We start from the raw sequence: 20,714 nt of genomic DNA on the forward strand, positions 1-20,714 counted from the left end.
GGGTGGCAGGCAAGGCTTTGCTCAACTGGAAAGGCAACCCGTCATTGGCGGCAGCAGCTCTTGGCCCCTCTCTGGGCTGGCAACGCTGCTCACCATTTTTTTACCCGACAAAGCAGGCGCTGACTACCCGCTCAATCCCGGCCAGATCCCGGTGCACCTGGATCTGCTGGTAACACCCCTGCGCTCGCAACTGCTCGGCCACCCAAGGTGCCTGGCCCTGCATCACCTCCACTGCCCAGAAGGAGTTGGGGGCTAGATAATCCGGCGCGCCCTCAATCAACACCCGCAGATGAACCAGCCCATCTTCCCCGCCGTCCAGGGCCTCTCGCGGCTCGTGCAGCCGCACCTCAGGCATGAGGTGATCTAGCTCCCTTCTAGGGATGTAGGGAGGGTTGGAGACAAGGCCGCGCAGCCGACCCCGCCAGGGATCCAAGGGTGTAAACCAGGATCCCTCAAGCAGATGCACCCGCTCCTGCAGCCCGTGATTGGCCACGTTGGCTGCTGCCACTGCCAGGGCTGCCGGGCTCACGTCCACGGCCAGAAGCTGCAGCTGGGGGTGCCTGTGGGCCAAGGCAATGGCGATGGCGCCGCTGCCGGTACCCAAGTCAGCAAAAGGGGAGCCCGGGGGCAGAGGGTTGGCCTGCAGCCACAGGGAGGCTTGCTCCACCAGCAGCTCAGTCTCGGGGCGCGGGATCAGCACTGCTGGCGTTACCTGCAAGCTCAGCCCTGCCCACTCTACCTTGCCCAGCAGGTATTGCAGAGGGATGCGCTCCTCTAGCCGACGCCGCCACAGCGCCTCCACCTCAGCCAGCGGATCCCCCTTCCCTACTGGCGGCCGACCCAGCAGCCGTTCCAATGGCCCCCAGCCCAGATGCTCCCTAAGCAAGAGATCCACTTCCTGCGGGGAAATGCCAGCAGCCCGTGCTGCCTGGAGAGCCTGCGCCCGCCATGCCAGCAACTCTTCCACCAGCGCCGAGCGGGATCCCCCTGCAGCTTGGTTCAACGGCGCTGAGGTTGAGGCGTGGCCGAGGGACTGGCCTGGGGAGTTGCGGAGCGTATCCACGACTGCACGTACTCCAGCGAGGCACGCGGTGGGATGAAGGCAATCTTTTGCACATCCTCCTGGGCATCAGGTGCCAACATGCGCTCCACCACAATGGCTAGGGAAGTGACCTCAATCTGGGTTTTGCCAACCACGCTGGGGTTTTGCGCCGCCGCCCGCTCCAGAGCTTTCTTTAGGTCGTTGCGGTCAAAAAAGAAAGGCACCACTTCCTGGCCATTCTGCTCGATGGTCAGCAGCCCCTCGGGGGAGCGGCCATAGAACAGAGGCACGCCAATGGCCTCTGGGGGCACCTTTTGCCCCGTTTCTTTGAGCACCTGCTTGGCTGCCTCTACATCGCCAGGGCGGGGCACCACCTCAAAGTACAGATTGCTATTTTTAGCTCGCTCTTCTTCCGATTTCTCATAGGCATAGCCTAGGGGGATGGGCACCACTCGGGCTTGCTTGCCTATCTCGGGGTTTTTGGCCTTCACCTGCTCCAGGGCTTGCTGGGCTTGGTTTTGATCTAGCCAAAGAGAAGCCACCTGAATGGTGCGACCCTCCCGCTCCACGTTGGCAACCACAGGGGTGCCGTTCTGCGAGACAATGGCAAAAACCGGCACCAGATTGAGCCGCTCGGCTACCTCCTGACGACTCAGGGGGGCTGCCACTGCCTGAGCCGGCCAGAAGCTCCCCTGAGCCAATACGGGGATCCCCACCAGCCCCAGCAGCAGAGTGCTACGGAGGGCTAACGCCATTGCTGTCCGTCTGCCGGCCTGAGTTGCAGAGCGGCAAGAGAATCGCAAAGGTGGCGCTGCCTTGCTGTGCATCATTTCCATCGTCTACTCCCGACGTCGCGCCTTGTTCTTGTTGCCCTCCTGGCGAGAGCTCCTGGGCCACCCTAGAGGTCAAGTTAAAGCATTTGTTAAGCCCTGTCGAGGGGTAAGGCTCCTGCTTTGGGTGGGGATCCCGCATACCCCCTACTATATACGGGGTCGAAGGAAATCGAACCACCCTAAATGCAGATCTCAGGGCAAACCGTGAATCCTCATCCCAACTTCAGGCAAAGCCCTTGCTTGTGGAGTGGTTTTGCCTGAGATCAGGTGCCAGGGATTCCTCAGGACAAAACAGGCGGCATTGCTCGACGGTAACTCGAACTCGCGTGCCCACTGGCAATGCCTCCCGCGCTAGGGCATGCAACTCCTTGCCCGTCTCCGTGGCTAGGCAATAGCGATACTCCCGCCCCAAAAACTGGCGATCCCGAATGATTGCCTTTCCTTGGGGATCGGGATGCAGGCGGAGCTCCTCCTGCAGAACCATCAACTCTGCCCACTGCAGATGGGAGTCGGGCTGATCCCCGACCGCGCGGAAGGGAAGGTGCAGCAGCTCCTCAACTTTCCAACCCCCCTCGCGCCGCTCACAGCGGAGAAAGTTGGCCTGGGTAATGAACTCGGCCACAAAGCGAGTAGCCGGCTCCCGGTAGACCTCCTCTGGCGATCCCCATTGCTCAATACGGCCTCCCCGCATCACCGCCACCCAGTCGGAAAGAGAGAGAGCCTCTTCTTGGTCGTGGGTAACGAAAATGGCCGAAGTCCGAGTTTGCTTGAGGATCTTGCGAATTTCCTCCCGTAGGTAGTAGCGTGTCTGCACATCCAAGTTACTCAGCGGCTCATCCAACAGGATTAGGCTGGGCTTGGGGGCCAAGGCTCGGGCCAGCGCCACCCGCTGCTGTTGTCCACCCGAAAGTTCATGGGGATAGCGGTGGACATAGTCTTCTAGGCCCACTAGCCGCAACACCTCGTAGGCGCGTTCTCGTGCCTGTTGGTGGTAAGCTTGCCTCTTGCTGGCCACCGCAGGGGATTGAAGGCCGAACATAACATTTGCCAACACGTTCAGGTGGGGAAACAGGGCAAAGTCCTGAAACACCAGCCCCACTCCCCGCCGCTCTGGCGGAACCCACTGCCCCTCCCCCGCCACCACCTGACCCCCTATTCGGATCCGGCCGCTGTCCGGCTGCTCAAAGCCAGCAATGATGCGCAATAAGGTGGTTTTCCCACAGCCCGACGGACCGACGATCCCCAGGATATCCCCTTGGGGCAGGCGAAACGCCACTTCCTGCAAAACCAATTGCCGCTGACCAGGAAAACCCTTGCTGAGGCCCTCAACCTCAAGAATGTAGGAAGAGTCCGCCTGGCCAGCGTTGGACATCGAGAAAGCCAAGAACTCGGCCATGACAATTGTTGCAAGAGATTTTCACTACCTTTACCACGCTACCACACCTCCGGCCCTCCCCGGCCTGCTGCCGGTTAGATAAGGGGCAAGCAGGAACTCGTGTTACACTGAGTTAACGAAGTTTCTCAGGCTCTGGCGGCGCTTGTTCCCGACGGCGCGTGCCAGGTTTTCTTGTGGATGAGTTTTGAGACAAAGTTGCCGGAACGTGCTCTGGTTACAGGGGCCAGTCGAGGGATCGGCAAAGCTGTGGCCCTGGCCCTAGCCCAGCAGGGGCTGACAGTTGCGCTAGTGGCTCGTTCTCAACCTGATTTGCTGGCAGTGCAGGCGGAGATCCAGGCAAAAGGGGGAAAGGCAGAGGTTTTTCCTATCGACCTGGCCGATTTGACCGCTCTACCGCAGCGGCTGCAAGCTCTTCTGGATCGATTTGGCGGTTGTGATGTTTTGGTGAACAATGCCGGCATAGCCCACGTTGGGCCTTTGGCCACTCTCTCGCTATCTGAGTGGCAACGGGTGATCGACTTAAACTTAACAGCAGCCTTCCTCTGTGCCCAAGCCGTCCTTCCGGGAATGCGCCAGCAGGGCTTTGGCGTGATTGTCAACGTGGTCTCGATTGCGGGCAAGCGAGCTTTTCCCAATTGGGGGGCCTACTGTGCCAGCAAGTTTGGCCTACTCGGCTTTTCCCAAGCCTTGGCTGAGGAAGAACGGCAGCACGGTATCCGGGTAACCAGCCTCTGCCCTGGAGCGGTGAACACGCCCCTCTGGGATAGGGTGGAGGTTGATTTTGACCGCTCCCAGATGCTCTCGCCGGAGTGGGTAGCGGATGTGGTGGCCTATCTCGTCCGCCTGCCCAGGGGTGCTGTAGTGGAGGACCTAACCCTCATGCCAGCAGCCGGGACCTTGTAGGTGGGGCCAGCTCTGACCCTTCCGAAAGCAATGCTTGTCAGCCCGGCTTTTCCGGCTTTTGAGCCAACCATCTCCCAGCAGCGTCTCTCCTGACAAATTTCTTCAACTCCTCGTTCAACTTAAGGGATATCCTGCTATGACTCTTGCCAAGCCTGGACTGAGTGCCGAGTTTTGCCTAAGCGACAAAGCCAACCTCAAGTCTCGGGTTCTCCGCGATCTGTCCCCTTCGACAGAGCCAGAGACTTCAGAAAGCCTAGATCCGGCAATGGTGGCGGCAGTGGAGACGTTGCTACGGGGAATTGGCGAGGATCCCGAGCGGGAGGGCCTCAAGAAAACCCCGGAGCGAGTGGTGGCGGCGCTGAAGTTTTTGACCAGCGGCTATCGACAGTCTTTGGAAGAGCTCATCAATGGGGCCATCTTCGACGAAGGCCACGATGAGATGGTGCTGCTGCGGGACATCACTGTGTTTAGCCTCTGCGAGCACCACCTCTTGCCCTTCATCGGCAAGGCCCATGTGGCCTACATTCCTAAGCAAAGGGTAGTGGGCTTGAGCAAAATTGCCCGCATTGTGGAGATGTACTCCCGCCGCCTGCAGGTTCAGGAACGCCTGACCCGGCAAATTGCGGAAGCCTTGATGGAGGTGTTGGATCCTTATGGGGTTGGAGTGGTTATCGAGGCTACCCACATGTGCATGGTGATGCGCGGGGTTCAAAAGCCAGGCTCCTGGACGGTTACCAGCTCGATGGTGGGGGTGTTCCGGGAGGATCCCCGCACGCGCGAGGAGTTCTTGAGCCTTATTCGCCACCCGTCCAACCTTTAAGGCTCCCGCAGAGTTTTGCCGGCAATAATTCCCTACTTAAGTGGGGAAGACTAGCCTAAGATTGATGCAAACTCTGCCAGCAGCGAGGCCTGTCATGAGCGAGGTCAGCCCCGAAAAAGACGCTGGTTGGAAGCCGCCAACCCCGCCTGGTGTCCAACGCTCCCCACGGGCGGCTGCCCAAACACCATCAGCGGAACCCCCAACTCAGCTGGATCCGTTGGTGAACAGGACTACCCCTCTCGCGCCAGGGATCGGCTCGCGTCCTTCTGTGAGTGCTCCTAAGCCCATTCTAGGCCGGCCCGTCCCGCCAGAGGTGGCTGTCGCCCCTCCCCAGACGCCAGTGCCCATGCCGGGCTCTGTGGCTCCTCCGCAGGGATCTCTGCCCACTGCTGCTGCGGCAGCTCGGCCTCAAGCCTCCCCTCCCAGGCCAGCGGCTCCGCCTTTTGTCCCGCCGGCTCGTCCGACGGCTGTTGGTCAGGTCCCGCTGGCTGCTGCTCCTAAGTCTGCCCCCTCTGGCCCGACGCTGCGCCAACTGGTGCAGGAAGCCTACGAAAAAGGCTACTCGGACATTCACCTGGGGGTGGGAGAAGTACCCCGCTTTCGGGATCGGGGGGAAATTGTGATCAGCAACCACCCCGTTACCACCACCGAGATGTTCTATAGCTGGCTGCGGGAAAGCCTGCCGGAAAACCAAATCCGCCAGTTTGAAGAGTGCTTAGAGCTGGATACCGCCATCCAGTACGAGGGCTTGGTGCGCTGCCGGATTAACTGCTTTGTTTCCCTCCTTGGCCCCGCAATGGTAATGCGCCTCATCCCGCTCAAGATTTTGACGCTGGAGCAGTTGCGGGCGCCGGAAGTGCTCAAGCGCATTGCCGAGGAGCCCAAGGGCCTCGTGCTGGTGACTGGCCCAACTGGCTCCGGTAAGTCCACGACGCTGGCGGCAATGGTGGACTATATCAACTCCAACTTTGCCAAGCACATCATTTCCATTGAGGATCCCATCGAGTTTGTTCACCAGAGCAAGAAATCCCTGATTCGGCAGCGGGAGGTTGGGATCCACACCCTGGAGTTTGCTAACGCTCTGAAAGCCTCCCTGCGGGAAGATCCGGACATCATCCTCATTGGGGAGATGCGGGATCGGGAAACCGTAGATATCGCCCTCAAGGCCGGCCAGACAGGCCACCTCGTGTTTGGAACCCTGCACACCAACAGCGCTGTCCGCACCATCGAGCGTCTGCTAGGGATCTACAAGCCGGAAGAGCAGGAGCCGATGCGCCTGCAGCTGGCGGAAACCCTGGTGGCCATCATTGCTCAGACGCTGGTGCGCACCACCGACGGCAAGCGCACGGCAGCCCACGAGATCATGCGCAACACCGATGCCATTCGCGACTACATCAAGCGGGGAGCGGTGGACGAGATCGAGGAGCTCATTGCCGACGGCTCCTACGAGGGCATGTGTACCATGAACCAGTCGCTGTTTCGGCTCTATCAGGAGGGGCGGATTACGGCGGAGGTGTGCCTGGAGGCAGCTCCGCGGCGCAACGAGATGGCCCAGTGGCTGCGGGGCCGGATATAGGCAGGACAGGTGCAGGTGCTTGAGGGAAGGCTTGCCTTATCCTAGACTGAGAGCAACGGGCATGCTTATCTCCTCAGCCAAGCTTTGGCTAGGGGGATAGGTTGGTGGTAAAAGCAAGTTAGAAAACAGGAGAATCTCTACCGTGAGCGTGATCAACCAGCTCATCGAAACTGCAGATAACCAGCTGCGCTATCTCTCAGTTAGCGAGCTGCAAGCTATCAAAGACTACATGAGCAGCGGGGAAAGACGGCTGCAGATTGCTCAGGTGTTAACTGAGAATAGAAAGCGGATTATCGATCAGGCCCAGAAACAGCTATTTGCCAAGCGACCTGAATACCGACAACCTGGTGGCAACGCCTACGGGGAGAAGCGCTACAACCAGTGCCTGCGGGACTACGACTGGTACTTGCGTTTGGTAACCTACGGCATCGTCGCTGGCAGCAAGGAGCCAATCGAGTCCATTGGCCTGATAGGGGTGCGGGAAATGTACAACAGCCTCAACGTACCCATTGCCGGCATGATCGATGCGATGGTCTTTTTGAAGGAAGCAGCCCTCAGCTTGTTGGATCCCGATTCGGCTGCCGAGGCCGCTCCCTACTTTGACTACATCATCAATGCCCTGAGCTAGCTGCCCTTGGAGGAAAGGGAGGCTAGGGCCGCACGGGCGCAGGCGGCTACCTGTTCCTGGGGATCCTGGGCAAGCCGGGCAAGACCAGCTTGGGCAGCTTCCGTCCCTAACTTACTGAGGGCAATGCAGACGCGGTAGCGCAGTTGCCAATCCTCAGAAGCGATGAGGGGCTCCAGGTAGGGGATGGCCCGCGGATCCCCCAGATCCCCTAAAGCTGCAGCAGCGGCGGTGATTAGCAGTTCATTTCCTTCCTGGAGAGCCTGCACCAGCGTGTCGAAGGCGGCGGGGTTGCCTAGCTCGCCGAGGGCGGCAACGATGCTAAAGCGCACCAGCCACTCCGTCTCCCGCTGATAGGCCTCTAGGAGATCGGCCAGGGCCTGCGGCTGCTTGAGATCCCCCAGAGCAGCAGCAGCGGCAGCTCGCACGTCGAACTCGGGATCCTCCCGCAAAGACCGCTGCAGAATTGGCAAAAGGATGGCTGGATCGATCCCTTTTGCGGCCAGGGTGCCCAGTTGGCTGATGGCAGCGTAGCGGACGCGGGCATTTTCGTCGGCTACTGCCTGCTGCAACAGCGTCAAGCTTTCCGGCGGGGAGAGTTCTCTGGCCTTGTTAATAGCGCGCAGCCGCTCTCCCAAATCCTGAGAGTTCAACAGCTGCAGCAAGGCTGTCAGTGAAGTCGGATCCCCAGCAGTTGTTGTCATAGTTCTTTCCCTCCGTAGCTTTCTCTGGCTGTAGCAAAGAAGGAAAACTCAGTGTTATCATTCTGAAGCAGTGTGTGCCGTCTTTCGATCCTATGGCCCTATTGCAGAAAGAAAAGCAGGAGATTATCGAGAGATATCGACTGCATGACACTGATACTGGCTCTGCCGATGTGCAAGTTGCCTTGCTGACCAGCCGCATCAACCAACTCTCGCAGCACCTTCAGAGAAACCCTAAGGACTTCAACTCCCGCCGCGGCTTGCTGATGATGATTGGTCGCCGCAAGCGACTGCTCAACTACATCGCTAAGCATCATCCCGAGCGCTTCCGGGAGTTGCTCGAACGGCTAAACATTCGGGTGAAGAAGTAGCTAGCCAGTCAAGGCACAGCCGAGGAGCTACCTCCGTGGGCAAATCTAGCCGCCATTCCAAAGCTTCTCAAGGCCGCCCCAGTCAGCCTGCTGGGCAGGGGGAGAAAAAGCCAGCCAAAGGAGAGCGGGCTGCTGTCATTCCCCCTGAGGTAAGCCGGCGCATGGTGCGGCGGATCCTCATTTTTTCTGGGATCCCTTCTACGCTTGGCCTAAGTAGCTTTGTTGTCAACTACTACCTTCTAACCAACCATGTGATAGCCCTGCCCCCCTACTTTACTTTGGTGGAGTCGCTGGCCTTTTTTGGCCTTGGCTTTTTGGGCATCAGCTACGGTGTCTTCTCGGCCTCTTGGGATCCAGAGCCCGGATCCCTGCTGGGGGTTAGTGAGTTCCGCCGCAACCTAGGCATTTTCCTCCAGCAATGGCGCGAAGCAGCAAGCGGCTCTGCCTCTTCGAAAGCCGACGAGACCTAGCTGCTTTGTGCTCTGGCTGGAGGGGTTCAAAACAAGCTGTTGGGGCTATAGCCGTACCTCAGTTCCCTCAAAGAACCCACGGATGATCAAAATGGCCCCTTGTTGGCTAGCAGGAGTCCCTGGTTCATCCGCCGTACCGCCTTCAACGTTGCCGGTGGGGAACTCTTGCTCTAGGAACCACTGGCCGGAAATGCGCTCAGCGGAAGTAGTTGAGTCAAAGATAAGGTTCAGGTTCCCTCTCTGAACACCACCCCCTACGTCAAGCCGGTTAAACGGCCCCGCTAATTGTGCTCCGGCCAAGGTGCGGAAGACGAAATCCCCCGTTGCAGGCACGATGCCCTGCAAAACAACTGGAGTACCCTCGCCTTCTTCCCTTTCAGTTCGTAATGAGAAAAAGTAATCAAAGGCTGTAGGATAATCAAAGGCTGTAGGAGCATCTGGACGCTCAGGGACGGGCAACTGCGGGATCGGGGTGGGGAAAGGTCGCGGTGGCGGGCTGACCTGGACAAAGTTGAGGACTGTGCTGACGTTGGCTGGGTCAAACTCCGCCTGAACCCGACCGTTCAGTAGGCGTCGGATGCGCACCAACTGGTTGGGCAAGATGTTAGGACGAGTCGGATCTGGGGCAAACAACACCGACTGGGTGCCTACCTGGGCAGGACGATAGACGATCTCCGCTTGGTTGGGCCGGAAGTTCAGGCGGGCATAGAGAGCCAAGGCGTCCTCGGGAGTGCCATCGCCCGCAACACCTCGCTGCCGCACCACAAAGCTCGCGGAGAAACTGCCTGTTTGGAGAATAGCGACTACAGGACCTTGGGGTGGAGGAGGGTTGACAAAGGAGCCAGGCGCCAAAATCTCACCACCGGGGCCAGGGCCACCGTTTTCAAACAATACACCCACAGTGGGGACAATCAGGGAAGAATCTCCCTCCAGGACGACTTGATTACCATTTCTACTCACCAAAATGCGGCGCACGGTGAGCGTTAAAACAGTGCGGTCATCTCGGATAGCCCTGAAGGTGGTATTCACCCGAATGCGCTGGTCGTTGGGGAGGGTTGAAACTGCAACCAGCCCGGCGATATTGAATTGCGTAGATAGCCTGCCGTCGTTGGGGCCAAAGGCAATGAGATTCACCAGCGGTGTGGTTCGCCCAATTTGGATGGCCAGGGTGCTGGAGCGAAGGGTGGAGTCAATCGTCAAGTCACTAATCGTCAAGTCACTGGCTGGGATCTCGTTCACAGGCAAGATGCGGGCTTCAACATTGGCGATGCGAGCTTCACCGCTGCCTTGGAGGGGGTTGGTGCGCACAGGGATCCCGTTGTCAAACCTCGGATTGACATAGTCCAAGCGGAGGCTGGTGGTCTCCAGCACCGAGCCGGGGGTAAAGCGATACTCCTGGGCCGAGACAAACGCTGTGGGATCCACCTGGACAGGCCCAGGTAGGGTTGGCGCCTCATTAACCTCGCCGCAGCCCCCTAAGAGCAAAACCCCACACAACACTGCCAATGATCGACCTTTGAAGTTCATACGGCACTGCCTCACACACCCTAATCTGGGGAAATTCACACACAAAATGGAGGGGAAGGCACCCAACCCCAACGCTACAGGTAGGCTGGTTGCCCCTGCTCGAGGCTATGATACCCCATATCTAGGGGATGGGCCATTTCCAGAACAATTTCTTGCATTTGCTTTGCCGGTCGCTTGACAACGCTCTGAGATGCAGTAGAACTAACGGCAGACATTCCCCCTTGAAACGGGATCTCCACGTAATCTTGCCAATGCACATGGGCAGATTCAGTGGATCTCGGCTGGACGCAGTTGGAAGAACTTGCTGTGGTGTGAGTGAGTGGAGACTTCCCCAATGAAACGACGTTCTGGCTCAGCCCTTGGCGGCGGTGGCCTTTCCCTTCTGGTAACTTGGGCTTCGCTGGCCCTGGTCACTGGTTGTAGCAGCGAGACTACTGGTGGGCTGCCGCCCCTCTTGACTGCCGACGGAGCTACACCCCCTCCGGTGGCGGTTGCCCCTACCATTTCACCCAACCTCACGCCCATCACCTTCCGCCCCGGGCCGGACTTTGCCCCCATCACCCCGCCGCCAGTTCAACCCGATCTGCCGGATCCACCTCAATTTGGGCCAGGGGGCGGCTTCAATGCCGATCAGGAGTTTGCCTCGCGATCCTATAAGATCGATATAACTGGTTTGATCGTGCGTGGGACCATTGCTAGCGTTGATGTACAGGTTTTAAACATCACCTGTGGAACAGACGTGACAGATGTTATACTCCCAACTGCTTTAGAACAATTTAAGAATCTATTGATTGGCAGAGGAAATACATTCCTTGATGCGACGGGAATTACCTTTAGCTTTACTTTTCCGACAGATCCCCGCTACTTTAATGATCTCAGAATTCTTTCTAAAGCCATTCGTGGCGTTCGTAGAGTTGATGCACAGGGGCAGGTTCAGATCACAGACGAGCTGACTGGTGATGACATTCTGATCATCTTAACTATTCGTGATAGTTTTGGTCAGGTGCTAAGAGTTGACGATTCTATATTTAGTGGAGAAGAAAGCCGAACAGAAATTCGTGGCTCTGTAATTCCACCCTGTGGCAACCTTCCTCAGCCAACTCCCACTCCAACTCCTACTCCTCTGCCGCCTGTACCTACGCCTACCTCAGGCCCCACTCCTGTGCCAACGCCGGTTCCTGTGGGACCCTCGCCCCTGTTTGCTCGCTTCCTACGGCCCAATCCAGCGCCGGTCAATACACCTGTTACCCTCACCTTTGTAGTCGATAACCGAGTGGCTGGCGCTATTCCCTTGAGTGGTCTCAGCTTCCAGGCAGTCTTGCCAGAGGGGCTGGTCGTGGCCAATCCTCCCACACCTGCCGGCATTGCCAATCCAAATACCTGCGGGGGCACTTTGGGCGCAATACCGGGAACAAGGATCATCAACCTTTCGGGCGGAGTTCTGGCAGCAGGTGCTACTTGCGAGGTGAACATCTCCATTCAAGCAACGGCTCCTGGGATCTACACATTGCCGCTGCTATTTGTGTCGAACAATCAGACTCTACCCAGTGCAGCTCCTCCCATCACTCTAGTAGCTAACTAGCAGCCAATGGTGATGCGGCTTTGGAGAGGACTTCCGTTTTGTAAGCGAAGGTGGCAGGAAATGAAGGTGCAAAAGTTCAAGACTGAAAGAAGTTGGTTGCGGGCTTTAGGCAGCGCGGGGGCTGTTTTCTTCACTACGGCAAGCTTGATCGGCTGTCAGCAATCCAACGACAAAAGCGCCACTAGCTTTGTTCCTGGGCCGATCATTCCGCCGCAAACGCCCAGCGTACCTACCGGAGGCACTGAGGTGGGTTTACCTCCTATAGCCCCAGGGATCCCTTTACCAACTCCTACCATTGCTATCCAACCTCCTCTCCCAGCCCCAACCATTCCTCCAATTCCCTCTCCTGCTCCTGTTCCCACCATTAAGGCGGAGATCCCTGTTCCTTTTACTCCTTTCCCTCCTCCTCCCCCCCCTCCGTTCCCTGTTGAGAAAGTTAGCGTTACGCCAGAAAAAGTTACGTTTGACTCAGGGACAACTGTTGGCTCCATAGAAACTCTCACGCTTACGCCTTCTGCTCCTCCGGCCAACGGCAGTTTGGTGTTGAAAGTGGAAAGCAGCAACCCGCAGGTGGTGGGCATTTCTACAACGGCTGCCTCTTTTGTAACCGTCGTCATTCCACCGGGATCCGAGGATAAGCCCACAGTTACATTAACCCGTTTGATCCCGGCCACTCAGGAAGGCAATGCCACCATAATAGTTACCCGCGACCCTGCCACAACAGCTGTCAATTACCCGGTGGGCAGTGTGAATGTTCTTGTGCCGGTTAAGGTATTGCAGAAAGCGCCGCCTACCATTACGGTTACCCCTTCGACGATAGAGTTTCTCGATAATGACATAGTTGGGGCTACCAAGGTTGTCAGGGTCGAACTCGCAGCCCCTCCGATTGGTGGGCAGGTTGTTTTGGATGTCAGCGGAACTCCTAACCCCTTTGGGGCGGGCGCTCCGTTCACTGTTTCGACCTCTACTCTCCTCTTTAAGGAAGGTAGCAAAGGGCCTCAAGAATTCGGAGTTATTCGACTAACGGACGGGGTATTCACTGGCTCCATCACTATTAAGCTTAACCCATCCTTAACTACTGCCAGCAACTTCCTGACCAGTGATATTAACTTTGTGATTCCTGTGAAATCAGCTGTAGGTTCTATCCAGCTTGAATATGAGGATTCAGTAGATTGCACCAACAACCCTGGTAAGCTAGTCATCGTAAATCCAAAAATTACCATCCAAGGTAGAGTCCTTAGACCCCTAACTTTCAAGGCAGAGCCTGAACCTCCACCGCCAGCTGGCTTTTCGTTTGACAGGCTAACGGGGGCAATCAGGGTGCAGTGTCCAGCCCCCATTGGCTCTACTCTCTTGACATTGGTGACTGTTACGGACTCTTCTAGTCCTCCTATCTCGGCGCAGGCACGTGTGAACATTACAGTTAAGTAGACGATACATGCCTGGCTTGTATGAATGTCCAAGACCATCTTGGGTGAGACTGTTGAGCTACACCCAATCGGCTTTTCTTTTGCTGCACTGGTAACGGTTACTAACTCTTCGACTCCCCCAATTGCAGCTCAGAAGTTTGCAGCGGTCAAAGTCGAGTAGCACATATCGTGTCAGTTCCTTTGCAGAGCCAACTTTCTGGGTTGGCTCCCACTCCATCAATCGTCGGAGGGCAGGTCTGTAGCAGCCTCTCTTGCAGCGGACCTAGCATAGCAGCGCCTTACCTCAAGAGGAAGAAAGTCCGCGGCTGGTGACCCTGCAAGCCCTCCAGCAGAGCCCTCCTTTTCTGGAGAGACAAAGCCTTACTCTGGGGATCGTTCAAGACCCGCCTACGCAACAGGCAGAGCTTCGGGAGTGGTGAACCATGCTAGGAGGAGGCGGCTGCCATCTCCCGTGCCAAGACCCATTCCACGAGGGTGCGCACGCCGTAGCCAGTGGCGCCTTTGTTGGTGTAGCCCGAGTCTTTTTCGGCCCAGACGGGACCAGCTATGTCTAAGTGGGCCCAGGGGGTTTTCTCCACAAATTGCTTAAGGAAGAGGGCGGCAGTGATGGAGCCGCCAGAGCGAGGACCAGTGTTTTTCATGTCGGCTACGGTGGAGCTGAGGCCCTCGAAATAGCTCTCTTCCAGGGGTAAGCGCCAGATCTTTTCGCCAGAGAGGTTGGCTGCCTGCTGCAGCTCCTGGGCCAGCTGCTCGTCGGGGGTGAAGAGGCCGGCGATTTCCTCTCCTAGGGCAATGACGCAGGCGCCGGTCAAGGTCGCTAGGTCAACAATGGCGTCCACCCCTAGTTTCTCGGCAAACACCAGGGCATCAGCCAGGGTGAGACGGCCCTCGGCATCGGTGTTGTTGACCTCGATGGTCTTGCCGTTGGAAGCGGTGAGGATGTCTCCCGGGTGCAGGGCCCGACCGCTAATCATGTTTTCCGTGGCGGCGACGATAAAGTGCACCTCTACCCGCGGCTTGAGGGCAGCTAGCGCACGGGCCGCTCCCAAGACGGCTGCCGCCCCGCCCATGTCGGTTTTCATCATGGCAATGCTGCGGGAGTCGGTTTTGATGTTGAGGCCGCCGGAGTCGAAGGTGAGGCCCTTGCCCACCAGGGCCAACTTGGCAACGGGATCCCCTTCTTTGGGCTTGTAGGTGAGGTGGATGAACTGAGGCGGCAGATCCGAGGCTTGGGCCACGCCTAGGAAAGCCCCCATGCCTAGGGCTTTGCACTCTTCCCGCCCCAGGATCTCCACCTCTAGGCCGTAGTCTTGGGCCAGTTGCCGGGCAGTGTCAGCCAGGGCAGGAGGCGTGACGACGTTGGCGGGAGCAGCCACCAGTTCTCGGGCCAGGATCGTCCCGGCAGCCATCTCGGTGGCCCGCTGAAGGGCGTTCTCACAGTCTTGGCGGGCCTGGGCCAGTCCCGGCACCAAGAGCGTGACTTCTTCAACGGAAAAGCCGCGCTCTTCGTTGGGCTTGGGGGGAGATTTGAAGCGGTTATCCTGGTGGGCCACCAGGAGGCTGGCTTCAACCACCGCCTGCACTGCTCGCCCCTGATCCAAGCCAGTTTCCGGCAAAGACAGCACTACCTGCTTGGCTTTAAGGCTGTGGGCCTGGCGCAGGCCGTTGGCAGTAGCCCGTCGCAGTCCTTCCAAAGTCAGCGCTGCGGGATCCCCCAGCCCCACCAGCACCAGCTTGCGGATAGGCCCTGGCAGGCGCAGGGCGAGGCTGCTGTTGGGCTTGCCCTGAAACTTCTGTTCTTGAACCGCTTCCGCCACCAGCCCCGACCATACCTTCTCGTCCAGGGAAGCGATCTCAGCAGGCAGCGGGAAGGTGGCGTTTTCGCCGCTGGGGGCAAAGCAGTAGACCAGGGCACATTCTGCCTGCGTTAGAGGGGGCTCGCCAAGACGAAGCTGCATGGGAAACCTTTGGCCAAGCTATGGACGGCAGACTTTCAGTGTAGCCAATTTGCCGCTTCTAGGACAGGGGATCCCTCGCCTGCCCTCGACGTTGGCTTCCCCAGCCAATAGCCTTTAATCAGGAAGGGAGAAAACCAAGGTATGGCCTGGCGGCGGCGTCACGTCCTTCAGCTTGGGGTTATTGCCTGCGCAATGCTCCTGGCTCTGGCGGTAGGAGGGGTGGGATCCCTGGCCCAGGCGCAGAGACCCCTGGAAGAGCTGCCGCAGCCGGTTCGCCTCAAGCTGCCCCCAGGCCTAGCCCGCTACGCCTACGACAAGTCGGCGGGAGACTACTTCGAAGAGATCGAGCCGCTGCTGCCGGGCGGAGCTTATGCCCAGTGGGCCTTCTATCCCGTCCCCGTCTACATCCAGGGGGATCACCCCCAGTGGAAAACCTTTGTGGAGCAGGCGGTGAAGGAGTGGTCTGCTTATATCCCGATGCGGGTGGTGGCCAAAGAGGAAGAGGCCCTCTACGGGATGAGCATTTATCGCGTTCCTGGCATTGGCGACGGGATAGCGGGGGCAGCGCGCCCAGAGTTTTTCTTTGCCGCCGATGGCTCGCTGCAGCAGCGGGTGCGCATTGTCATCGCCGAAGGCCAGGGGCTGGCAGAAGTTACGGCAGTGGCCCGGCACGAGATTGGCCATGGGCTGGGGCTGTGGGGCCATAGTCCCAACCCGCGGGATCTGATGTACGGCGGCCACCACGCGGAGGCTACCGGCAATCGCCGCCTGCTGCGGGTGCCCACCATTACCAAGCGGGATCTCAACACCCTCAAGCGGGTCTACGAGCAGCCCACCCTGATGGGCCAGGTCTTTCCAGAGAGCTACCGCCGCCTGTTTGGCCAGGTTCGTGAGGAGATCCCCGCACCTGGCTAAAGCCGCAGCAGTTGCGACGCCCCCTTGGCCGCCATAGCCAGGAGAAAAAACAGCAACTGGGTGGCCACGATGCTGGGGCCGGAGGGCAGGTTGAAGGCGGCCGAGAGGAGGATCCCCAGCACCGCGCTCAAGCCCCCGAAACCCATGGCCAGCAACACATAGGTTGTAAAGCGGGATCCCAAAAGCCGCGCCGTCGAAGCGGGGATGACCACAAAGGCGCTTACCAACAGCACCCCCACCGAGCGGATCGACAGCGCCACCACCAAAGCCAGCAGCACCACAAAGGCTAGCCGCTGCCAGCCCACTTCCACCCCTCGCGCCCGCGCCAGCGACTCGTCCAGGGTCAGCAACATCTGGGCAGTCAAAGTCAGCCCAATGTACCCCAGGGCCAGCAGCAGGAGCAGGCCGCTCATCCAGAGGGCCGGCGGGCTGATGCCCAGGATGTCCCCGAGGAGCAGTTGGTTGAGGTTGCCGCGGTAGCCGGGGATCAGGCTGAGGCCGATGATGGCCAGGGCCAAGGAGGAAGAGTAGATGATGTTCAGCACCGCATCTGCCGAAAGCTGGGTGCGTTCCAGAATAAAAGTCACCCCCAGGGCAAACACCACCCCAAACACCATCAGCACCGCCGTAGGATTCAGTCCCAGAACCACTCCCAGGACAATACCCAAGAGCGCCGAATGCCCCAGGGCATCGCTAAAAAACGCCAACTGCCGAAAGATGGCAAAACTGCCCAGCAGCCCCCCCGTTACCCCTGTCAGGATCCCGCCCAGCAGGGCCCGCTGCATGAAGGGCAACTGCAGCAACTCGGCCACCCGCGCCCAGGTCTCCGGCATTTCCCCTCCTCAGTGATGGTGGATGTAGCGGGCAAACTCCGGCCCATAGACCTGACTCAACACCTCGGGCAACAGCGTCACGCTGGGGGATCCCTGGCAGATCAGGGAGCGATTGAGGCACAACACGCGGTCGCAATGGCGGGACACCATTTCCAGGTCGTGGGAGACTTGTAGGATGGTCCAGCCCAGGGATCGGCGCAGCTCTTCCAACATCCGATAGAACTCCCCTTCGCTGGGGCTATCCAAGCCGGCGGGGGCCTCGTCCAGCACCAGCAGCCGCCGCGGCCAGACTAGGCAATAGGCCAGCAGCACCCGCTTCAGCTCGCCGCCGCTGAGTTGACCCAGGAGTTTCGAGGCCAGGTGTAGAGCCTCGGCCCGTTGCAGGGCTTTCTGGACGGCTTCCTGCCGAGCAGCTTGCTGCTGCCAGGGCCAGCGAGGTTTGAGGGATCCCCAGCCCAGGGCGACAAACTCGGCCACGGTCAGGGGAATGGCGGGGTTGAACTGCAACCGCTGGGGCACGTAGGCAATCTGCTGCCGCACTTTCTGGGGCAAGTACCCCGACAGGCGCAGCGGCTCTCCCAGAATGCCAATCGAGCCACACTGCCGCGGCAGGATGCCCAGGATGGCCTGCACCAACGTGCTCTTGCCGGCACCATTGGGGCCGACAATGGCGGTATGGGATCCCGCCTCCAGCGCAAACGACACATTCTGCACGGCCAACTGGGATCCCCGATAGACCGTCAACCCCTCTACGTGTAGGACAACCTCGCCAGAGGTCACCGTCCCCTCGCCAGCAGGTGTTCGAGAGTTGCCTGGCCCACCAAGGGCAACTGCAGGGGAAGCCAGGCCTTTTCCTTCTCAAAGGCGGAGACCAGGTTCTCCACGTTTTGCCGCATGATGGCTAGGTAGTATTCCGGCTCGATCCCCTCCGGGCCGGCGGTTTCGATGGGATCGAACACGCGAACCTGTACCCCCAGATCTCTGGCCAAAACCTCAAAGGGGTTGTCACTCCCCACCTGAGGTTCCACTAGGATCGTCTTCAGGCCCGATTGCCGTACCGTATCCATCACCCGCCGCACATCCTCAGGGGAGGGGCTGGCTTCCGGGATCTCCACCAAGAACTCCGCTTTGAGGTTGTAGCGCTCAGCAAAATAGGGGGCAAAGTCGTGGAAGACCACAAACTTTCTGCCGGCAAAGGGCGCCAATTTCTGCTCGATTTCTTTATCCAAAGCTTCCAGTTGCTCGATAAAGGCGGCAGCATTGGCGCGGTAAATCTCTGCCCCTTCTGGATCCACAGCAATCAGGCCGTCGCGGATGTTTTCCACCTGCTGAATGGCCCGCCTGGGATCTAGCCAGATGTGGGGGTTCAACTTGCCGTGGCTGTGCCCATGAGAGTGTCCATGACCGTGAGAATGCCCATGCCCATGGCTGTGCCCATGAGAGTGCCCATGACCGTGAGAATGCCCATGCCCATGGCTGTGGGAGTGCCCATGTTCTGGCTCCTCAGTCCGCAAGGTCGGGATCCCTTGGCTGCTGTCAATAAGGCGCAGCTTGGGGTTTCCAGCGTTGGCGAGCAATCCCTCCAGGAAGGTCTCCATTCCCAACCCATTGATCACCAGCACATCTGCCTGGGCCAGCAGACGCGCGTCTTCGGGCCGAGCCTGAAAGCTGTGGGGCCCCATCTGGGGAGGGATTAGAGGCCTCACCTCCGCCCGATCCCCCGCCACGGCGCGGGTAAATTGCGTCATCGGCAGGATGGTGGTCACCACCTTCGGGGGGTCGGATCCCTGCTGCGCCTGGGACTCTTCTTGGCGCATCTGCAAGCCGCCCAGGATCCCGACCGAGAGGGCGGCCACCAGCGAGACCAGTGACCGCACAGGTCGAGCCGAACGCAGAGAGTTAGCTTTATCAGCCATGAGCCTTAGTACCTCACAAGACGACAGAGACAGCAGAGCCGGAAGCGCCTGACTTCTGAAAAGCCAAGGCCCGCTGCTGCAGCAGCGAAAACATGCTCACCAGGCCATTGCTGCGGGAAGGGCTAAGGCTAAAGTTGAGGCCCATCTCCCGCACAAACTCTAGGGAAACCTCCAGGATCTCCTCTGGGCGCAGACCGCTCAACCCCTCCGCCAAAACAGCCACCAAGCCCTTGACCAACTGGGCATCGGCATCCCCTTGGATGTAGACCTTGCCGTCTTTTAGCTCGGTGGCCAGCCACACCCGCGAGGCACAACCCCGCACCAGATTCTCCTCTGTTCGCTGCGACTCGGGGAAAGGGGGCAGGCGCTTGGCATAGGCCAGAAGCAATTCGTACTTCTGACGGGAGGTTCTGGCCTTTTGAAAGCGACCTACAATCTGCCGCAGAGCTTCGGGCATCAACCCACTGGCCTGAATGAGAATGATAATCAATCATAACACCCTCGCCGAGAGCGCCTACTGCGCGCGGGGGTGGGTCGGAAAAGCCAAAGAGGGAAGGGTTGTCTTCGCTACCGCACCGAGCGATAGCCGCCTTTTACTCCCCTCGGGGAGAGGACCAGTTGCCAGAGCTGGCTAGCCCGGGCCTTGAAGCTGCCGGCGCTCATTAGCAGGTAAAGCCGCCACATGCGGCGGAAGCGCTCGTCGTAGCGCCTAGCCAGTTGGGGCCATGCCCGCTCAAAATTGGCGTGCCAAGCTTTTAGGGTGGCCACGTAGTTGATGCCAAAGTTGTGCCAGTCTTCCAACACGAACAGGCCCTCGAAGGCCGCGGTTATTTGACGAGGCGAGGGCAGCATCGAGTTGGGAAAAATGTAGCGCTCAGTCCACGGATCCCGACCTTGGTAGGCGACATTGGTGCCGATGGTGTGAAGAAGCAACAAACCATCGTCGGTCAGGAGGCGACGGGCTACCTGCATAAACGTTCGGTAGTTGCGGTAGCCCACATGCTCGAACATGCCCACCGAAAGAATCCGATCGAACTTTCCCTGGGTCTGGCGATAGTCTTCCAGCCGAATCTCCACCGGTAGGCCCCGGCAGCGTTCGCTAGCCAGCTTGGCCTGTTCTTGGGAGACGGTAATGCCCACCACCTGCACCCCGTAGCGTTCGGCCAGGTACTGAGCCGTGCCGCCCCAACCGCAGCCAATGTCGAGCACGCGCATGCCGGGCTGCAGATCCAGCTTGCGGGCAATGAGATCCAGCTTGGCTTCCTGGGCCTCGTCCAGGGTCTGCGCCCCCCCGTCCCAGTAGGCACAGCTATAGATTAGGCGGCGATCCAGCATGGCCTCGTAGAGGTCGTTGCCGAGGTCGTAGTGGCGCTGGCCAACCACGAATGCCCCCTTGCCCCGCTGGCGGTTGACAAAGTAACTGTCCAAAGCCACTAGAGGCTGAATGAGCCAACCCACCCGCTGCGGCACCTGGGCCGTCAGGAGACGACAAACCAGCTCGTCAATAGCCTCGCAATCCCACCAGCCCTCCATGTAGGCCTCGCCAAAGCCCAGGGATCCATAGAGCAGGCAGCGCAGGTAAAGCCGCTCGTCGTGAACTTGAATATCCCAGGGCTGTGAGCCATTGAGGGTTATGCCGGCAGCATCCAGAACTCGAAGCGCATACTGACGCGCCAGCCGGTGCAAGCTGTTGAGTCCTTTCCCCATCCTCAGGAATCCCTCACTGCAGGGAAACTGACTCAACAAATACACCCCAAGGTGGCAAGGGATCCAACAAGTTGTTTCCAATTTCTAGGGATCCCCCCGAAGGGGGAAC

General features: G+C 59.0%; 20 protein-coding genes. 9 read left to right on the forward strand and 11 right to left on the reverse strand.

All coding sequences use genetic code 11. From position 1 onward, the window contains the following. Nucleotides 1-100 precede the first annotated feature (100 nt). The 3 genes from prmC to NW814_RS09100 form a co-directional block, all read right to left on the reverse strand. The gene (gene prmC / locus NW814_RS09090) at nt 101-1,063 is read right to left on the reverse strand and encodes a peptide chain release factor N(5)-glutamine methyltransferase (RefSeq protein WP_414406050.1); all 963 of its coding nucleotides are present in this window, start codon (nt 1,061-1,063) and stop codon (nt 101-103) included. Beyond that, nucleotides 1,000-1,797: a Tic22 family protein gene (locus NW814_RS09095; RefSeq protein ID WP_414406051.1), complete on the reverse strand. Its 798-nt coding sequence runs from the start codon at nt 1,795-1,797 to the stop codon at nt 1,000-1,002. Before NW814_RS09095 ends, prmC begins: the two co-directional genes overlap by 64 nt. Nucleotides 1,798-2,098: 301 nt before the next feature. Then, the gene (locus NW814_RS09100; protein ID WP_414406052.1) at nt 2,099-3,271 is read right to left on the reverse strand and encodes an ABC transporter ATP-binding protein; all 1,173 of its coding nucleotides are present in this window, start codon (nt 3,269-3,271) and stop codon (nt 2,099-2,101) included. A 177-nt stretch (nt 3,272-3,448) separates the two neighbouring features. Here NW814_RS09100 and NW814_RS09105 point away from each other — a divergent pair, with 177 nt between their 5' ends. The 4 genes from NW814_RS09105 to apcD all read left to right on the forward strand — a co-directional run bounded on the left by NW814_RS09105 (nt 3,449) and on the right by apcD (nt 7,198). Next, complete coding sequence (locus tag NW814_RS09105) at nt 3,449-4,174, forward strand: SDR family oxidoreductase (RefSeq protein ID WP_414406053.1); 726 nt, start codon at nt 3,449-3,451, stop codon at nt 4,172-4,174. A gap of 136 nt (nt 4,175-4,310) precedes the next feature. Continuing rightward, entirely contained in the window at nt 4,311-4,994 is a 684-nt protein-coding gene (gene folE, locus NW814_RS09110) for a GTP cyclohydrolase I FolE (RefSeq protein WP_414406054.1), read from the forward strand. A gap of 346 nt (nt 4,995-5,340) precedes the next feature. Beyond that, nucleotides 5,341-6,570 (forward strand): type IV pilus twitching motility protein PilT, encoded by a 1,230-nt coding sequence (locus NW814_RS09115; RefSeq protein WP_414406065.1) that lies wholly within the window; start codon nt 5,341-5,343, stop codon nt 6,568-6,570. 142 nt (nt 6,571-6,712) lie between these two features. After that, nucleotides 6,713-7,198 carry an allophycocyanin subunit alpha-B gene (gene apcD, locus NW814_RS09120; protein ID WP_414406055.1) on the forward strand — a complete coding sequence of 162 codons (486 nt, stop codon included), beginning with the start codon at nt 6,713-6,715 and terminating at the stop codon, nt 7,196-7,198. On the opposite strand, the gene NW814_RS09125 is transcribed toward apcD, so the two are convergent. Further along, complete coding sequence (locus tag NW814_RS09125) at nt 7,195-7,899, reverse strand: HEAT repeat domain-containing protein (RefSeq protein ID WP_414406056.1); 705 nt, start codon at nt 7,897-7,899, stop codon at nt 7,195-7,197. The two genes, apcD and NW814_RS09125, sit on opposite strands and share 4 nt — an antisense overlap. A 92-nt stretch (nt 7,900-7,991) precedes the next feature. Here NW814_RS09125 and rpsO point away from each other — a divergent pair, with 92 nt between their 5' ends. Beyond that, nucleotides 7,992-8,267 carry a 30S ribosomal protein S15 gene (gene rpsO / locus NW814_RS09130; protein WP_414406066.1) on the forward strand — a complete coding sequence of 92 codons (276 nt, stop codon included), beginning with the start codon at nt 7,992-7,994 and terminating at the stop codon, nt 8,265-8,267. A gap of 35 nt (nt 8,268-8,302) precedes the next feature. After that, a complete protein-coding gene (locus NW814_RS09135; RefSeq protein ID WP_414406057.1) occupies nt 8,303-8,737 on the forward strand; it encodes a PAM68 family protein in 435 nt (144 codons plus the stop codon). A gap of 45 nt (nt 8,738-8,782) precedes the next feature. Here the strand turns inward: NW814_RS09135 and NW814_RS09140 are convergent, their stop codons facing one another. After that, nucleotides 8,783-10,264 carry a hypothetical protein gene (locus NW814_RS09140; RefSeq protein ID WP_414406058.1) on the reverse strand — a complete coding sequence of 494 codons (1,482 nt, stop codon included), beginning with the start codon at nt 10,262-10,264 and terminating at the stop codon, nt 8,783-8,785. Between the two features lie 334 nt (nt 10,265-10,598). Between NW814_RS09140 and NW814_RS09145 the strand changes: the two genes are divergently transcribed. Continuing rightward, on the forward strand, nt 10,599-11,846 hold the full coding sequence (locus NW814_RS09145) for a hypothetical protein (protein ID WP_414406059.1): 1,248 nt from the start codon (nt 10,599-10,601) through the stop codon (nt 11,844-11,846). A gap of 537 nt (nt 11,847-12,383) precedes the next feature. Further along, on the forward strand, nt 12,384-13,277 hold the full coding sequence (locus NW814_RS09150) for a hypothetical protein (RefSeq protein WP_414406060.1): 894 nt from the start codon (nt 12,384-12,386) through the stop codon (nt 13,275-13,277). A gap of 424 nt (nt 13,278-13,701) precedes the next feature. On the opposite strand, the gene NW814_RS09155 is transcribed toward NW814_RS09150, so the two are convergent. Continuing rightward, nucleotides 13,702-15,234, reverse strand: a complete 1,533-nt coding sequence (locus tag NW814_RS09155) for a leucyl aminopeptidase (protein WP_414402871.1) — start codon at nt 15,232-15,234, stop codon at nt 13,702-13,704. A 141-nt stretch (nt 15,235-15,375) separates the two neighbouring features. Between NW814_RS09155 and NW814_RS09160 the strand changes: the two genes are divergently transcribed. Further along, nucleotides 15,376-16,149, forward strand: coding sequence for a hypothetical protein (locus tag NW814_RS09160; protein ID WP_414406061.1), 774 nt, complete (start codon nt 15,376-15,378; stop codon nt 16,147-16,149). On the opposite strand, the gene NW814_RS09165 is transcribed toward NW814_RS09160, so the two are convergent. The 5 genes from NW814_RS09165 to cfa form a co-directional block, all read right to left on the reverse strand. After that, nucleotides 16,146-16,982, reverse strand: coding sequence for a metal ABC transporter permease (locus tag NW814_RS09165; protein WP_414390587.1), 837 nt, complete (start codon nt 16,980-16,982; stop codon nt 16,146-16,148). The two genes, NW814_RS09160 and NW814_RS09165, sit on opposite strands and share 4 nt — an antisense overlap. Before the next feature lie 9 nt (nt 16,983-16,991). Beyond that, entirely contained in the window at nt 16,992-17,762 is a 771-nt protein-coding gene (locus NW814_RS09170) for a metal ABC transporter ATP-binding protein (RefSeq protein WP_414406062.1), read from the reverse strand. Then, the gene (locus tag NW814_RS09175) at nt 17,759-18,898 is read right to left on the reverse strand and encodes a metal ABC transporter solute-binding protein, Zn/Mn family (RefSeq protein ID WP_414406063.1); all 1,140 of its coding nucleotides are present in this window, start codon (nt 18,896-18,898) and stop codon (nt 17,759-17,761) included. The genes NW814_RS09170 and NW814_RS09175 overlap by 4 nt, the downstream gene beginning before the upstream one ends. Before the next feature lie 13 nt (nt 18,899-18,911). Next, the gene (locus tag NW814_RS09180) at nt 18,912-19,388 is read right to left on the reverse strand and encodes a SufE family protein (RefSeq protein ID WP_228375339.1); all 477 of its coding nucleotides are present in this window, start codon (nt 19,386-19,388) and stop codon (nt 18,912-18,914) included. Between the two features lie 77 nt (nt 19,389-19,465). Beyond that, entirely contained in the window at nt 19,466-20,605 is a 1,140-nt protein-coding gene (gene cfa / locus NW814_RS09185; RefSeq protein ID WP_414406064.1) for a cyclopropane fatty acyl phospholipid synthase, read from the reverse strand. Nucleotides 20,606-20,714: the final 109 nt, after the last annotated feature.

It is taken from the genome of Synechococcus sp. R65.1 (assembly GCF_047461755.1).
In the GTDB taxonomy this organism is placed as follows: domain Bacteria; phylum Cyanobacteriota; class Cyanobacteriia; order Thermostichales; family Thermostichaceae; genus Thermostichus.

What these genes read in the sequence shown, in the direction of transcription:
- NW814_RS09095 (WP_414406051.1), bottom strand. Translation starts at nt 1,797, where the DNA reads ATGGCGTTAGCCCTCCGTAGCACTCTGCTGCTGGGGCTGGTGGGGATC.
- NW814_RS09100 (WP_414406052.1), bottom strand. Translation starts at nt 3,271, where the DNA reads ATGGCCGAGTTCTTGGCTTTCTCGATGTCCAACGCTGGCCAGGCGGAC.
- NW814_RS09105 (WP_414406053.1), top strand. Translation starts at nt 3,449, where the DNA reads ATGAGTTTTGAGACAAAGTTGCCGGAACGTGCTCTGGTTACAGGGGCC.
- folE (WP_414406054.1), top strand. Translation starts at nt 4,311, where the DNA reads ATGACTCTTGCCAAGCCTGGACTGAGTGCCGAGTTTTGCCTAAGCGAC.
- NW814_RS09115 (WP_414406065.1), top strand. Translation starts at nt 5,341, where the DNA reads ATGCCGGGCTCTGTGGCTCCTCCGCAGGGATCTCTGCCCACTGCTGCT.
- NW814_RS09125 (WP_414406056.1), bottom strand. Translation starts at nt 7,899, where the DNA reads ATGACAACAACTGCTGGGGATCCGACTTCACTGACAGCCTTGCTGCAG.
- rpsO (WP_414406066.1), top strand. Translation starts at nt 7,992, where the DNA reads ATGGCCCTATTGCAGAAAGAAAAGCAGGAGATTATCGAGAGATATCGA.
- NW814_RS09140 (WP_414406058.1), bottom strand. Translation starts at nt 10,264, where the DNA reads ATGAACTTCAAAGGTCGATCATTGGCAGTGTTGTGTGGGGTTTTGCTC.
- NW814_RS09145 (WP_414406059.1), top strand. Translation starts at nt 10,599, where the DNA reads ATGAAACGACGTTCTGGCTCAGCCCTTGGCGGCGGTGGCCTTTCCCTT.
- NW814_RS09155 (WP_414402871.1), bottom strand. Translation starts at nt 15,234, where the DNA reads ATGCAGCTTCGTCTTGGCGAGCCCCCTCTAACGCAGGCAGAATGTGCC.
- NW814_RS09160 (WP_414406061.1), top strand. Translation starts at nt 15,376, where the DNA reads ATGGCCTGGCGGCGGCGTCACGTCCTTCAGCTTGGGGTTATTGCCTGC.
- NW814_RS09165 (WP_414390587.1), bottom strand. Translation starts at nt 16,982, where the DNA reads ATGCCGGAGACCTGGGCGCGGGTGGCCGAGTTGCTGCAGTTGCCCTTC.
- NW814_RS09175 (WP_414406063.1), bottom strand. Translation starts at nt 18,898, where the DNA reads ATGGCTGATAAAGCTAACTCTCTGCGTTCGGCTCGACCTGTGCGGTCA.
- cfa (WP_414406064.1), bottom strand. Translation starts at nt 20,605, where the DNA reads ATGGGGAAAGGACTCAACAGCTTGCACCGGCTGGCGCGTCAGTATGCG.